Genomic DNA, 14635 nt, shown 5'->3' on the forward strand with positions numbered 1-14635 from the left:
ATGTGAGCATACCCCCTAAAGCAGCCGCGCCAGCAGGCCGCCATCCACCTGCATGGCGCTGCCGGTGACGAAGGACGCGGCGTCCGAGATCAGGAAGCCGATTGCCGTGGCGATCTCCGAGGGGTTGGCGATGCGGGCGATCCGGTTGGACTCGAAGGACAGGCCCAGAGCTTCGGCGCCGCCGGCCGCCTCCAGCCCGTCCAGCGTCATGCGGGTCGCGACGGAGCCGACCAGCACGGCGTTGACGCGGATGCGGTCGACGGCATAGTCGAGCGCCATCTGCCGCGACAGGCCGACGACCGCCGCCTTCGTCGCGGCATAGGCCGGCACGCCGGGAACCGTGGCATCGGCGTGCACGGAAGCGATGTTGACGATCGAGCCGCCGCCGGCGGCGCGCAGCAGCGGCAAGGTCGAGCGGCAGACGCGGAAAATGGCGGTGAGGTTGACGGCGATGGTTCTTTCCCACTCCGCGTCGGAAACCTCTTCAAGCCGCTTGCCGGTGGGGTAGATCCCGGCGCAGTTGACGACCGCGTCGAGCCCGCCAAGCCGTTCGGTGGCTGCCGTCACGGCCGACTGAACCTCCGCTTCGCGGGTGAGATCGCTCTCGCGGAAGATCAGCTGGCTTTCGTCATAGCGGCCCGCAAGGGCCTTGCCCTCCTCGCCGTCCAGGCCGGCGCCGAAAACCCTGGCGCCCTCGTCGGCGAGGTACTCCGCGGTCGCCCGGCCAATGCCGGTCGCAGCTCCTGTGACGAAAACACGTTTGCCGGCGAACATCATGCTGAAACCTGTGCAGCCGCAGCGTGGCGTTCCGCTTGCGCCGCCGTCACCGAGCGCAGCACGCGATCCTCGCCACCTTCGCTACGGCCAAATTCATCGACGATGCGCCCGTCGGCGACCACGAGGCAGCGATCGCAAAGGCCGATCAGCTCCTCCAGTTCGGAAGCGACGATCAGCAAGCCCACGCCTTTCTCGGCGAGCTCGACCAATAGCCGGTAGATTTCGTGCCGGGTGGCCGCGTCGACGCCCTTGGTCGGCTCGTCCAGCAGCAGAACTTTCGGCGCCCGCATCAACGCACGGGCAAACAGCAGCTTCTGCTGGTTGCCGCCCGACTGATGGGTGACCGCCGCCTGCGGCGACGACGCCTTGACGTTGAGCGCGCGCATGGCGGTGAGGATGGAGCTCCGCTCCAGTCCGCCGCGCACCATGCCATGCCGCGACAGAGGCGCGAGGTTGCCGATGGTGATGTTGGCGCCGACCGGCAGATTGAACAGCAGGCCGTCGCGCTTGCGGTCCTCGGTCAAGAGCGCAATGCCGGCCGCGCGGGCATCCCTGGGCGATTTGATCGACACGGTCTGGCCGGTGACCCGGACTTCGCCCTCAGCCGCGACGCGGCCATAGATGCCGTGCAGGATCTCGCTGCGACCGGAGCCCAGCAGCCCGGCCAGCCCGACGATTTCGCCCGCCGCCACACAGAGATTGATATCCCTGGCGCCGTGGACAGCGCCGCTGTGGCCGGCGACGGTGAGATGGCGAACCTCCAGCACCGTCGGCGCGCCGACGGGTGCTGCATGTTCGGGAAACAGCCGCTGCAGCCTTTGACCCGACATCGAGAAGATGAAGGTCTCGGCATTGAAGTTCTCGCGCGCGATCCGCACCGCCACCTGCCCGTCGCGCAGCACCGTGGCGCGGTCGCAGATGGCGAGCACTTCGGGCAGGCGGTGGGTGATGTAGATCATCGCCACGCCTTGCGCCTTCAGGCGGCGCAGCACGGCGAACAGCGCGTCGACCTCGGTGCCGGAGAGCGAGGCGGTCGGTTCGTCCAGCATCAGCACGCGCGGCTTCGTGACGATGGCGCGCGCAATCATGACCAGATGGCGCTGCGCCGAGGTCAGCGACGCGACATAGGCCCTGGGGTTGATGTCGATGCCGAGGTCGGCGAAGATTGCGCCGGCACGCTGCTCGAGCTTGCGCTGGTGGACCAGCATGCCGGCGCCCAGACCGGTGCGGCCGGCAAAGACATTCTCGGCCACCGACAGCTGCTCCAGCACCTCGATTTCCTGCGGCACGTAACCGACGCCGTTCGATCGCGCATCGGCCGGCGAAGCGAAGCTGAAGGGCCGGCCATCGAGCTGGATCGTGCCGGTGTAGGAACCGGCCGGATGTACGCCGTTGAGGATCTTGACCAGCGTCGACTTGCCGGCGCCGTTCTGGCCAAGCAAGGCGTGGATCTCGCCGGCAACGACATCGAAATCGACGCCGCGCAGCGCCTGCACGCCGCCGAAATTCTTGGCGATGGCGGTGGCCGAAAACAGCGGCGCTTGGGTGGTGTTGGGCAAGACGTATCCCTTCGGAAAGCGCCGGGCCTGCAAGGCGCGGGCCCGGCGGCACGCATTACTGGCCGGCGCTGTCGAGCATCTTGTAGTAGGGGGCGAGGTCGGCGGCGGTGATCACCTTTGCCGGCAGCGGATTGCTGTAGGGCACGGTCTTGCCCTGGGCGAGGTCGCCGAGCAACTCGGCCACCTTGGCGCTCTCTTCGTAGAGCGGCTGCGCGACGATGCCGTAGGCGGCGCCGGACTTCACCAGATCGAGATTCTGCCTGATATAGTCCATGCCGACGACGACGACGTCGCGTCCGGCCTTGCGGGCGGCGCCCGACCAGGTCTGGATGCTGTTGCCGGTGGTGCCGAAGGCGGCGGTCACATCGGGATTGCCCTGCAGGATCGCCACCGCTTTTGCCTCGGCCGCCGACGGTTCAAAGCCCTCCATCTGTGTCTCGAGCACCTTGATGCCGGGATATTTCGCCGCGATGGTCTTGCGGAAGGCATCCGACATCGCGTTCTCGGTATCGTTGGAGGCGCCTTGCGTCAGCGCCACCGTGCCCTTGCCGCCGAGCTTATCGCCGATCGCGATCGCGGCATTGGTTCCCGCCTCGGCGATGTTCTCGCCCGTTGCCGCTTTCAGGCCGTTGACGGTGCCTTCGGGCGGCAGGACGTGCCAGGTGACGATCGGGAAGCCTTCCTTGGCCAGTTTGGAGATGTAGGAATAGATGGCCGGATCGGGACCGTAGACCCCGATGGCATCGTATTTGGTGCGGGCAAGGGCGGCCTCGGCAAGCGGCAAGGTCGCGGGAATATCCCAGTTGGTGGCGCTCGGGTCGCCGACCACCTCGCAGGTGTAGCCAAGCTCCTTGCACTTATTGAGGAAGCCCGCCTGCATCAGCCTATGCACCGGGTGATCCTTCATCGCCTGCACCCAGAGCAGGTGAATGTCCGCCGCCCGTGCCAGGCTTACCGAGCCGAGCGCGGTGGCGAGTGCCGCCGCCACGAATGCGGCGCCGATCAGCCGCTCTTTCAGATGGATGTTCATGCCTTACCTCCCTTGGTTCGCCGGCATTTTTGCCGGCGCAATATTCGCGGCCTCTCAGGCGCCGGCGATGAAGTAGCGGCGGCGCACGATGTCGAGGCCGACGGCCATGACCATGATCACGCCGACCGCGATCTGCTGCCAGTTGGAGTTGACGCCGATGACGACGAGGCCGCTCTGCACCACTTTCAGCATCAGGATGCCGACCACGCCGCCGGCCACCGTGCCGGCACCGCCGAACAGGCTGACGCCGCCGACCACGACACCGGCGATGACGGTCAGTTCCCAGCCGCTGCCGATCGACGTGCCGCCGCTGCCGAGATCGGCCATGACGAACATGCCGGCGATCGCCGACAGCGCGCCGACGGTGATGAAGGCGTTGATCTTGTACGCGCTGGTGTTGATGCCGACGAGATGCGCCACTTCCTTGTTGCCGCCCGTGGCATACATGTTGCGCCCGAGCACGGTGCGCCGCAGCACGAAGTCGGCGGCGATGGCGGCGACGATGAAGAAGGCAAAGCTCCAGCCGAGGCCGAAGGCGAGATCGGTGCCGCCAATGGTGTTGATCGCCTCGGGCAGCGGATAGACCGGATAGCCGCCTGTCACCACCTGGATCAGGCCCTGGCCGATGAACAGCATGCCGAGCGTCTGGATGAAGGCAGGGATGCCCAGCCTGACGACGATCAGGCCGTTGAGGAGGCCGATCAGCGCGCCGACGCCGATTCCGCCGAGAATGCCGACGCTCACCGGCAGGGCGGCAGCGGTCATCAGCTTGGCGGCGACCACGGCGGAGAGACCGGCCACCGAACCGACCGACAGGTCGAACTCGCCGGCGACCAGCAGGATGGTCTGGCCGATGGCGATGATCCCGACAAAGGAGACGACGTTGAGAATGGCGCGGATGTTGCGCTCCGACAGGAAGGCCGGCTCGAGCAGCCAGAAGAAGGCGATCAGCAAGGCCATGGCCGCCAGCACGCCGACCTCGCCGACGGCAATCAAGCCGATCAGTCGCCGCCGGAACGATCGCGCGTCCCTTGGCGGCGCGCTCACCTCAGCCGCGCTGTTCATCCCGACCTCCCTGGCAGCGATCGTTGCCGGCTCTCGCGGCCGGCCCTGTTCGCTCGCGCCGATCCTGACGCGCTCCTTTCGGTCATTAAGATTATAATATTATAACTTGTCAACGGTGAAATTTCCTGGCGTGCATAGCCGGGCACATCGCTGGAAAGCATTCGCCGCAACCGCTATGAATGGGCGTTTTTAGGCGCGATCCGCAGGATTGGTGGGTCGCTCTCTTGGAGCATGGTGATGGTCGACAAGCCGCCGGCGGGCGAGAAGAAGCCGCAACGCCTCGGCGTCCGCGAGATCGCCAAGCGTGTCGGCGTGGCGCCGATGACGGTGTCGCGCGCGTTGTCCAATCCCGACATGGTCTCGCCTGAGACCCGCGCCAAGGTGCTCGAAGCCATCGAACAGGCGGGTTTCGTGCCGAACCGGCTGGCCTCCAGCATGCGCGGCAATGGCCGCATGATCGGCACGGTAGTGCCGCCGTTGATCAATTCGGGGATCGCCGAACAGGTGCAAGGCATGTCCGACGAATGCCATGAGAGCGGCTATTCGATGCTCCTGGTGCAAGGCGAGTTCACGCAGGAGGCGGAGGAGAAATCGATCCGCAACCTGCTCGGCTGGCGCCCGGTCGGCATGATCCTGCAGAGCTTCGTGCAAAGCGAGACCGCGCGCGCCTTGCTGAAGAGCAGCGGCGCTCCGGTGGTCGAGATTTCCGAAATCAAGGGCCGCAAGCCGATCGACATGGTTGTCGGCGTCTCCAACTTCGAGACCGCCTATGCCATGACCATGCATCTTGCGGCCAAGGGCTACAAGCGCATCGGCTTCGTCTCGACCCCGATCCACGGCAATGACCGCCTGCGGCAGCGCCGCACCGGTTACCACGCCGCGCTGACGGAACTCGGCATCAAGAACCATGCCGACATGGAGGTCGAGGTCCCGATCACCGCGCAGGGCGGCGCCGAGGCGCTGGTGACGCTGACCTCCCGCCACCGGGATATCGATGCCATCTTCTTTTCCAGCGACACGCTCGCCGTCGGCGCCGTGCAGGAGTGCCATCGCCGGCGCTGGGCGGTGCCGGGCAGGATCGCCATAGCCGGCTATGGCGACATGGATCTGGCGGCCCAGCTCTATCCGCCGCTGACCACGGTCAAGGTCAACCGCTACGAGATGGGCCGGCGCGCCGTGCGGCAATTGCTGGCAAGGCTCGGCGGCGACACCAAGGTGCCGACCATCACCAGCCTCGGCTTCGAGATCGTCGACCGCGAAAGCGCCTGATCAGAACGTCGACGTCTTGGCCGGTTGTTCGCGCCGCCCGAGGCGCTTTTCCCAGCCTTCGGCATGGACGTTGAGATAGGCGTTGGGATCGTAGGGGTGATCCTTGATCGCCTCGATGTTGAGATCGATGCCGAGTCCCGGCGCGTCAGGCAGCGACAGGTGGCCATTGTCCGGATTGACGGTCGGGTGCCAGGTCACAAGGTCGCGCGTCCACGGGTCGTTGAAAGCGTCGAAATGCTCCTGGATGAGGAAGTTCGGCACCGCGGCGGCCAGCTGCAGGCACACCGCCGTCGCCACCGGCCCGCCGCTCTGGTGCGGCGCGATGTGGCTGCCATGCGCAAGCGCGAGGTTGGCCACCTGCATGGACGGCGCAATGCCGCCGAGCGACATCGGCTCGGGCTGGAAGATGTTGACGCCGCCGCCGGCGGCCAGCGTGTAGAACTGGCCGACCGTGTCGTACATTTCGCCGGTCGCCACCGGGATCGGCGAGCGATGCGCCACTTCGTGCACAGTCTCCTGCCGGTCGCGCGAGGTCGGCTCCTCCCACCAGAAGATGTCGAGATCGGCGAATTTCTGCGCCGCCTGCAGGGCGGCGATCTCGGTGAAGCGCGCATGCACGTCGATCAGGATCAGCGTATCCCGGGGCAGTTCATCACGCAATTTTCGGCAGATCGCGTAGGAAAGCTCCAATTCCTCGCGCGAGATGAAACCTTGCGCGGTGCCAAACGGGTCGAGCTTGAGGGCCTTGAAGCCCTTGGCCCGCACCGCCTTGGCGGCTTCGAGGAAGGCCTCCGGCGTGCGCTCGGTGCGGTACCAGCCATTGGCGTAGCCGAGCACGCTGTCGCGCACCTGGCCGCCGAGCAACTGGTGGATCGGCACGCCGAGGCTCTTGCCCAGAATGTCCCAACAGGCGACCTCGATCGCCGCGATCACCGTGCGGTGAATGTGGCCGCCGTCGAGCGAGACGCTGTCCAGCATGCGCTTGGCCAGCGCATTGATGCGGCGGGGGTCCTGGCCGATGGCGAGATGCTTGAGCTCGTGCACGCCGGCTTCCGTGGTCTTGATGAAGCCGTTCAGCGTGCCTTCGCCGATCCCGTGGATGCCCTTGTCGGTATGGACCTTGACGAACAGCCAGTTCTTCCAGCCGGCGCCGACGGCAAAGGTCTCGATTTCGGTGATTTTCATGCGGTGGTCCTAACCAGGGCTATGATCACTGCGATGACGGCCTCGGTGGTCAGCCCATATTTCGCTTGCAATGTCGGCACCGCGCCGCATTCGATATAGCGGTCGGGCAGGCCGATGCGTGTCAGTTTCTTCGCAATGCCGGCGTCGAACAAGGTCTCGACGACGAGGCTCGCCAGGCCGCCGACGATGACATGGTTTTCCGCGGTGACGATGCGGCTGACGCCGGCCGCGAACGCGGCCACAGCCTCGGCGTCGAACGGTTTTATGGTTGGCACGTGCAGCACGCCGGCCGAGATGCCTTGTTTGCTCAGAGCGTCCGCCGCATCCAGCGCCCGCTCGGTCATGAAGCCGGTCGAGATGATGCCGACATCGGAACCGTCACGAAGCTGGCGCGCCTTGCCGATTTCAAAACGGTAGCCGGCGTCAAATACCACAGGCACGGAACCGCGCAGCAAACGCATATAGACGGGACCACGATGCGCGGCGATCGCCTCGGTCGCAGCCTCGATCTCCGTCGCATCACAGGGGTCGATGATGGTCAGGCCGGGGATCATGCGCATCAGGGCCAGATCCTCGATCGCCTGATGCGTGCCGCCGTAGCCCGTCGTCAGTCCCGGCAGGCCGGCGACAATCTTGACGTCGAGGTTGGAGTGGGCGAGCGCGATGGCGACGAAATCATAGGCCCGCCGCGTCGCGAACACGCCATAGGTGGTGGCGAACGGCACCTTGCCGGTGCGCGCCAGCCCGGCGGCGACGGCGACCAGGTTCTGCTCGGCCATGCCGACATTGAAGAAGCGGTCCGGGAAAGCGTCGCGGAACGGCAATATGTCGGTGTATTTGCCGAGATCGGCGGTCAGCCCGACAATGTCGGGGCGGCTTTGGCCGAGGCGGGCCAACGCCCTGCCGAAAGGCGCCTCCACGCTTTGCCGGCCGCCGCCAGCCGCTTCGTCCTGGCCCATGGCCAGCGTGCGTCCGGCCTTCGTCGCCGCGCCGCTCATCGGGCTGCTCCATTTTCGAACTCGGCGATGATGCCGTCCCATTGCGCCACGTCGACGCGGAAGAAGTGCGATTTCTCGGAGGTTTCGATGCGCGGCACGCCCTTGCCAGGCAGCGTGCGCAGCACGATCGCCTTCGGCTGGCCGTTGCGCTCGCGCGCACCGGCCAGCGCGCCGACCACCGCCTTCATGTCGTTGCCGTCGATCTCCGATGTCTGCCAGCCGAACGCGCGCCATTTTTCGGCCACTGGCTCCATGTCGAGCACGACAGGTCCGTCGGCCTGGATGCCGTTGCAGTCTACCAGCGCCACCAGCCCGTCCAGCTTGAAATGGCTGGCCGACATCGCCGCTTCCCAGGTCGAGCCTTCCTGCATCTCGCCGTCGGACAGTTCGACGAAGATGCGCGCGTCGGATCTGTCGATGCGCAGGCCCAGCGCCTGGCCAACGCCCTGTCCCAGGCCATGGCCGAGCGAACCGCCGATGACCTCGACGCCGGGCGTCGTGTCGAGCGTCGACATTTCCAGCCGGCTGTTGTCGGCGCCGTAGGTGATCAACTCCTCGACCGGGATGACGCCGGCCTCGGCCAGTGCTGCCCACAGCGCAATGGAGTAGTGCCCCGTCGAGAGCAGGAAGCGGTCGCGATCTGGCCACGCCAGATTGTGCGGGTCGTAGCGCAGTTCGTGGAAATAGAGCGCGGCCAGCACATCGGCGATGCCGAGGCCCTGGCCGATATAGCCCTGGCCCTGGCCGCGCGCCATGGTCAGCATGTGGCGGCGCAATTGTGTCGCCTTGCGTTCGAGCGCGCCGATATCGGCGCTGCCGGGTGGGGAGTTTCGCAGCATGTGATCAGTCCTTGTCGAGCCCGCCCGACATGTTGAGCCGCTCGGCTGTCATGTATTTCGGCGCATCGAGACAGAGCCAGACGACCGCTTCCGCGACTTCCGCGATCTCGGCGCGGCGGCCGAGCGGGATGCGGCGGGTGCGCTCGTCGAGGAACGCCTGCAGGTCGTCGCGGCCATTGGCGCGGGCGAGGTCGACTTCGGTCGACCGCTGCATCTCGGTGTCCATCATGCCCGGCGCCAGGCTGTTGACCAGCACGCCATAGGGCGCCAGCGCCACCGCCGCGGCACGGGTGATGGAATCGACGCCGGCCTTGCTCGCCGTGTAGGCTGTATAGTCGGGCAGCGCCATGCGCGAACCCGGCGAGGTGATGTTGATGATGCGCCCCGAACGCTGCTCGCGCATCACCCGGCCCGCCGCCTTGCAGGCCATGGCAAGGGCCGTGACATTGAGCGCCAGCGTGCGCGTCCAAGCCCTGAAGGTGGCGTCGAGGAATGGCTCGATCACGCCATAGCCGGCATTGTTGACGAGGATGTCGATGCCGCCCCAGCGTGCGACCACTTTGTCCACCGCCGCCTCCGGCGCGCCTTCCCCGGTGAAGTCGCTGACGATGCTTTCGCCTTCCGCGCCGGTTTCGCCGATCTGTCGGATGGTCTCGGCCAGCCCCTCGCCATTGATGTCGGCGACCGCGACGACGCAGCCGCGCCGCGCCAGCTGGATCGCCACCTCGCGGCCGAGACCGCCGGCGGCGCCGGTGACGAGTGCCCTTCGTGGCGGCGTGTTCTGATATTCGGCCGGCAAGAAAACACCCTCCCCGGTGGTCGTCTTGACGAAATTGATACCGGTACCATAAATGGCTGTCAACGGCGATGTGCTATTGTCCCGTCGACCGCATGGTCCGCTGCAATGGGGAGAAACCAATGAAAGTCGTCGCGCTCGAAACGCTGCAGCTGGCCGAATTTCCCTTCCTGTTCTGGCTGCGCGTCCACACCGATGCCGGTCTCATCGGCACCGGCGAGACATTCTGGGCGCCGGGGCCGGTTGCCGCCTACATCCACGACAATGTCGCGTCCTATCTCCTGGGCAAGGATCCGCGCGACATCGAGCTGCATGACCGCACGCTGGGCAGCGTCTATGTCGGCGCGCGCGATTCCGGCGCCGAGGTGCGCGGCAATTCCGCCGTCAACATCGCGCTGTGGGATATCTATGGCCAGGCGCTCGACGAGCCGGTCTGGCGGCTGCTTGGTGGGCGCACCCACAGAGACGTGCCCATCTACAACACGTGCGCCGGCTACAAACACGTCCGCGCCACCAAGAAGAACGCCCTTTTCGAGCGCGGCGAGGACTGGTCGCTCAAAGCAGGCGATTCGAACGAGGGCCCGTACGAGGACCTGCTCGCCTGGCGCTACAACGCCGGCGATCTCGCCAAAAGCCTGAAATCCGAAGGCATCGGCGCGATGAAGATCTGGCCGTTCGACATCGCCGCGGAAGCGTCGAACGGCACCCGCATTTCGCTGCCCGATCTCGACAAGGCGCTGGAGCCTTTCCAGAAAATCCGCGACGCCTGCGGTCGCGACATGGAAATCATGGTCGAGCTGCACGGCCTATGGACCTTGCCGCCAGTGCTGCGCATCGCCGAGGCGTTGAAAGCCTATGACGTCGCCTGGCTGGAGGAGCCGATCCGCTACAACGAGCTCGATGCCATGGCCGAGCTTGCCCGCCACACCTCCATTCCGATCGCCGCCAGCGAGCGGCTGGCTTCGCGGCAGATGTTCAAGCAACTGATCGACAAGCGCGCCGCTTCAGTGATCATGATCGATCTCGCCTGGTGCGGCGGCCTCTCCGAAGCGCGCAAGATCGCCAACATGGCCGAGGCCAGCGAACTGCCGGTCACCTTGCACGATTGCACCGGGCCGATCGTCTATGCCGCCAGTTGCGCGCTGTCCGCGACCTTGCCGACCGTCAATTACCAGGAGGCGGTGCGCGCCTATTTCACCGGCTGGTACACCGAAATCGTCGCCGACATTCCGCCGGTCAAGGACGGTCACGTCGCGCCGCTCGAAGGGCCGGGACTGGGTCTCAGCCTGCGGCCGGAGCTGTTTCAGCGGCCTGACGCGACCGTTCGGATCACCAGAATCTAGCCGTCGCACGGCTCCATCCGAAGCCAGTAGACATTATGCTATTATAATCTATGATGCGCCGAAGCGGGCGGCCAACAAGCTCGCCGCCGGTGCCCTGCCGCCCGGCGTCGGACGCATTCAGGGAGGCTTTGGTGGCAATGTCTGCGGCGCGCGCACGCGACGATTTCAAGGGCGCTCCAAACCTGCCCGATCCGAAGATCCTGCTCGATCTGTTCGAACGCATGGTGCTGTTGCGCCGCTTCGAAAGCACCGCCCAGATCGCCTGCCGCAAGGGCGAAACGCCCGGCTTCCTGCATCTCTATATTGGCGAGGAGGCGACGGGCGTCGGCGTCTGCGCGCATCTGCGGCCAACCGACTGGGTGACATCGACCCATCGCGGCCACGGTCACGCGCTGGCCAAGGGCGCCAATCCCGGCCGCGTGATGGCCGAACTGTTCGGCAAGGCTGACGGCATTTGCGGCGGCCGTGGCGGCACCATGCATCTCTACGACCGCTCGGTCGGCCTGTTCGGCACCAACGGCATCGTCGCCGCCGGCATAGGCCATGCCGTCGGCATCGGCATGGGTGCGCGCCAGCAGGGCCGCGACGACATCGGCGTCGCCTTTTTCGGCGATGGCGCCGCCAATCATGGCGGCTTCCACGAGGCGCTCAACTTCGCCGCCGTGCAGCGGGCGCCGGCGGTCTTCATCTGCGAGAACAACCTCTACGCAACGGCGACGCCGCTGAAGTCGATCACGCTCAATCCCGAGATCGCCACCAAGGCATCGTCCTACGGCATGCCTGGGGTCGCGGTCGACGGCAATGACGTCTTTGCCGTCTGGCTAGCCATGAAGGAGGCCACCGAGCGCGCCCGTTCCGGCAAGGGGCCAACGCTGATCGAGGCAAAGACCTACCGCACCGTCGGTCACCATGAGGGCGATCCGGTCATCGGCACTTACCGCACGCAGGAAGAACTCGACGCCTGGATCAAGCGCGATCCGATCGACATGTTCCGCAAGAAACTGATCGAGGACTATCGTATTGCCGATGCGGAGGCGCTCGCGGCAATAGAGGCGCGGATCGAGAAGGTGGTCGAGGAGGCGCTGAACTTCGCCCGCAACTCGCCCGAGCCCGATCCGGCGACGGTGCGCCTGCATGTCTTTGCCGATCCGATCAATCCGCCGGCCGCTCTACAGCCGCGCGCCGTCGGCGAAACCAAGACACAAGGATGGCTGGAGGCGGTGCGCGACGGCCTCGCCGAGGAAATGCGCGCCAATCCAGCGATCCTCTATTTCGGCGAAGGCACCGGCGAGCGCGGCGGCAGTTTCGCCCACACCAAGAACCTCTGGCAGGAATTCGGCGCCGAGCGCATGGTCGACACGCCGATCTCCGAACAGGGCTTTACCGCCGCCGCCGTCGGCGCCTCGGCCACGGGCGCGCGCACCGTTTCGGACCTGATGTTCGCCGACTTCGCGTTTGAGACCGCCGGCCAGATCTTCCTGCAGGCGGCCAAGCTGCGCTACATGACCAGCGGCCTGATGAGCGCGCCGATGGTGGTGCGCGCCGGCGCCGGCGCGCTGCGCAGCTCCGGCCCGCATCACAGCGGCATCTATCATCCGGTCTTCGCCCACATGCCCGGCCTCATCGTCTGCGTGCCGTCGACCCCGGCCGATGCCAAGGGCCTGATGAAGACCGCGCTCAGGGCCGGCGATCCCGTCATCATGCTGGAGCCCAAGGCATTGTTTGCCTCGAAGGGTGAGGTGCCGGTCGGCGAGCATTTTGTGCCCTTCGGCGTCGCGCGCATTGCGCGGGCCGGCGCCGACATCACAATCGTCGCCGCCGGCCAGATGGTGCAGCGCGCGCTGGAAGCCGCCGAGGCCCTGGCTGGCGAAGGCATCGAGGCGGAGGTGATCGATCCCCGCACCATCATGCCGCTCGACATCGACACCATCGTCGCCAGTGTCAGGAAAACCCATCGCCTGCTCATCGTCGACGAAGCCTGGGCTATGTGCGGCCTCGGCGGCGAGATCGCCCAGGCCATCAACGAGCTCGCCTTCGACGAGCTCGACGCCCCGCCTGGTCGGCTGCACACCGCGCCGACCTCGCATCCCTTCGCCCCGGTGCTGGAGCGCGCCATGCTGGTCGACACGGCGCGCATCGCCCAGGGCGTGCGTGACGTAATCGCTGGCAAGCCGCCGGTGCCGGACCATTGGTATACGGTTGGTTTGAAGAGTGCTGCGCCGGCTAAATCGGTGCCTGTTCCAGCCAAGGCGGTGCCGGCTGCACCACAGGCCCCCGCTGCCGGCGATGACGAGCCGATCACAATGCCGTTCGGCGATCTCACCGTCAGCGAAGGCACTGTCGTCAAATGGCTGAAGGCGGTTGGCGACGCGGTCAAGCAGGGCGAGCTGATCGCCGAGATCGAGACCGACAAGGCCGTGGTCGAGATCGAGGCGCCGTTCAGTGGCACGCTCAGCGCCATCGATCAACCGGTCGGCGCCATGGTGCCGATGGGCGGCCGCATCGGCGGCATCAAGAAGTAATCCCCATACCGAAGAAATCCGAAGGACTGGCATGAAGATCCTGTGCGCCAACTGGCAAGCCGCCGACGAGGCCGAACTCGAGCGGCAGCATTATCCCGACATCGAATTCATCCTCGCCCGCTCGACCAACGACAAGGCCGCGGCACTCGATCCGGCCGTCTGCGAAACAGTCGATGCCATCATCAACTATTCGCCGACCCACAATGTCGCCGCCGCGCCATCGGCTTTTCCAAAGGCCAGGATCGCCGTGCGCTCCGGCGTCGGCTTCGACAATATCGACACGGCAGGCTGGGGCGCGCGGAAAATTCCGGCCTGCAACGTGCCGGACTATGGCACCACCGAGGTCGCCGACCACGCCATCGGCCTGATGCTGGCGCTGACGCGCGGCACCTCGGCCTATGGTGTGGCGCTTTCCGGCCATGGCGCCGAAGGCTGGCATTTTTCCAAGGCGCCGCTGGTGCGCCGGCACAAGGGTGCCACCTTCGGCATTGTCGGTCTCGGCCGCATCGGGCTTGCCACGGCGCGTCGCGCTGCTGCCTTCGACATGAAGGTGGTGTTTTATGACCCGCATCTTCTGTCCGGGGTCGATTTGTCGACCGGCTACGAACGCGTCCATTCGCTCGGTGAATTCATGGGGCGATCGGATGTCGTCAGCGTCCACACGCCGCTCAGCGAAGAAACCCGCAAGCTGCTCGGCGCCGCAGCCTTCGCCGCCGCCAAGCCCGGCCTTGTGCTCATCAACACCGCGCGCGGTCCGATCGTCGATCTCGACGCGCTCGAAGCGGCGATGCGCGAGGGCACCGTCGCCGGCGCCGGCCTCGACGTGTTGCCGAACGAGCCTGGCGACCTCGATCATCCGCTGCTCGCCGCCTGGCGCGCCGGAGAATCTTGGATCGCCAATCGGCTGATCGTCACACCGCACGCCGCCTTCTACAGCCCGGCATCGATGCGCGACCTCCGGCTGAAATCGATCGAGGTGGTGCATGCCTATCTCGCCGAGGGACGGCTGACCAACTGCGTCAATTCAGAGTTCCTGAAATGAATGCCGCCGTTGCACAGGCAAGGCGTCTTGCGGCTTCGCCCTATGCGCGCCGGCTGGCGCGCGAGCGTTCCCTGCCGCTCGAGACGCTTCGCGGCGGCGGCCCCGGCGGACGCATCCTGGCAGCGGATGTCCTGAGCTTCATTCCGGTTGCCGCACCGGTCGTTTCGCCGGATATCGCCGCCCCTGCGGCGGCGCCGTTGATCGCCGCGT

At 66.2% G+C, this 14635-nt stretch carries 12 protein-coding genes and 1 pseudogene; 5 read left to right on the top strand and 8 right to left on the bottom strand.

Annotated features, from left to right (window positions below; all coding sequences use genetic code 11):
* Nucleotides 1-15 precede the first annotated feature (15 nt).
* The 4 genes from QQK95_RS23395 to QQK95_RS23410 are packed head-to-tail and all read right to left on the bottom strand — an operon-like array spanning nucleotide 16 to nucleotide 4431.
* Nucleotides 16-774 (bottom strand): SDR family NAD(P)-dependent oxidoreductase, encoded by a 759-nt coding sequence (locus QQK95_RS23395; protein WP_284276761.1) that lies wholly within the window; start codon nucleotides 772-774, stop codon nucleotides 16-18.
* On the bottom strand, nucleotides 774-2336 hold the full coding sequence (locus QQK95_RS23400; protein ID WP_284276762.1) for a sugar ABC transporter ATP-binding protein: 1563 nt from the start codon (nucleotides 2334-2336) through the stop codon (nucleotides 774-776). Before QQK95_RS23400 ends, QQK95_RS23395 begins: the two co-directional genes overlap by 1 nt.
* A gap of 55 nt (nucleotides 2337-2391) precedes the next feature.
* Nucleotides 2392-3366, bottom strand: coding sequence for a sugar ABC transporter substrate-binding protein (locus QQK95_RS23405; protein WP_284276763.1), 975 nt, complete (start codon nucleotides 3364-3366; stop codon nucleotides 2392-2394).
* 54 nt (nucleotides 3367-3420) lie between these two features.
* Nucleotides 3421-4431: an ABC transporter permease gene (locus QQK95_RS23410; RefSeq protein WP_284276765.1), complete on the bottom strand. Its 1011-nt coding sequence runs from the start codon at nucleotides 4429-4431 to the stop codon at nucleotides 3421-3423.
* A gap of 237 nt (nucleotides 4432-4668) precedes the next feature.
* On the opposite strand from QQK95_RS23410, the gene QQK95_RS23415 reads away from it, so the two are divergent.
* Nucleotides 4669-5700, top strand: a complete 1032-nt coding sequence (locus tag QQK95_RS23415) for a LacI family DNA-binding transcriptional regulator (protein ID WP_027047628.1) — start codon at nucleotides 4669-4671, stop codon at nucleotides 5698-5700.
* Here the strand turns inward: QQK95_RS23415 and QQK95_RS23420 are convergent, their stop codons facing one another.
* The 4 genes from QQK95_RS23420 to QQK95_RS23435 are packed head-to-tail and all read right to left on the bottom strand — an operon-like array spanning nucleotide 5701 to nucleotide 9584.
* Entirely contained in the window at nucleotides 5701-6885 is a 1185-nt protein-coding gene (locus QQK95_RS23420; RefSeq protein ID WP_284276766.1) for a mandelate racemase/muconate lactonizing enzyme family protein, read from the bottom strand.
* The gene (locus QQK95_RS23425) at nucleotides 6882-7883 is read right to left on the bottom strand and encodes a transketolase family protein (protein ID WP_284276767.1); all 1002 of its coding nucleotides are present in this window, start codon (nucleotides 7881-7883) and stop codon (nucleotides 6882-6884) included. Before QQK95_RS23425 ends, QQK95_RS23420 begins: the two co-directional genes overlap by 4 nt.
* On the bottom strand, nucleotides 7880-8722 hold the full coding sequence (locus QQK95_RS23430) for a transketolase (RefSeq protein WP_284276768.1): 843 nt from the start codon (nucleotides 8720-8722) through the stop codon (nucleotides 7880-7882). Before QQK95_RS23430 ends, QQK95_RS23425 begins: the two co-directional genes overlap by 4 nt.
* Before the next feature lie 4 nt (nucleotides 8723-8726).
* Entirely contained in the window at nucleotides 8727-9584 is an 858-nt protein-coding gene (locus QQK95_RS23435) for an SDR family NAD(P)-dependent oxidoreductase (RefSeq protein ID WP_284276769.1), read from the bottom strand.
* Nucleotides 9585-9640: 56 nt separating this feature from the next.
* Here QQK95_RS23435 and QQK95_RS23440 point away from each other — a divergent pair, with 56 nt between their 5' ends.
* The 4 genes and pseudogenes from QQK95_RS23440 to QQK95_RS23455 all read left to right on the top strand — a co-directional run.
* Nucleotides 9641-10861 carry a mandelate racemase/muconate lactonizing enzyme family protein gene (locus tag QQK95_RS23440; RefSeq protein ID WP_284276770.1) on the top strand — a complete coding sequence of 407 codons (1221 nt, stop codon included), beginning with the start codon at nucleotides 9641-9643 and terminating at the stop codon, nucleotides 10859-10861.
* Nucleotides 10862-10998: 137 nt separating this feature from the next.
* The gene (locus QQK95_RS23445) at nucleotides 10999-13383 is read left to right on the top strand and encodes a thiamine pyrophosphate-dependent enzyme (RefSeq protein WP_284277053.1); all 2385 of its coding nucleotides are present in this window, start codon (nucleotides 10999-11001) and stop codon (nucleotides 13381-13383) included.
* A gap of 31 nt (nucleotides 13384-13414) precedes the next feature.
* A complete protein-coding gene (locus tag QQK95_RS23450) occupies nucleotides 13415-14425 on the top strand; it encodes a C-terminal binding protein (RefSeq protein ID WP_284276771.1) in 1011 nt (336 codons plus the stop codon).
* Nucleotides 14422-14511 (top strand): annotated as a pseudogene (locus tag QQK95_RS23455) (E3 binding domain-containing protein); the annotation flags it as partial. The gene QQK95_RS23450 and the pseudogene QQK95_RS23455, both read left to right, overlap by 4 nt.
* Between the last annotated feature and the right edge of the window lie 124 nt (nucleotides 14512-14635).

Source organism: Mesorhizobium huakuii (genome assembly GCF_030160235.1).
GTDB lineage: Bacteria > Pseudomonadota > Alphaproteobacteria > Rhizobiales > Rhizobiaceae > Mesorhizobium > Mesorhizobium huakuii.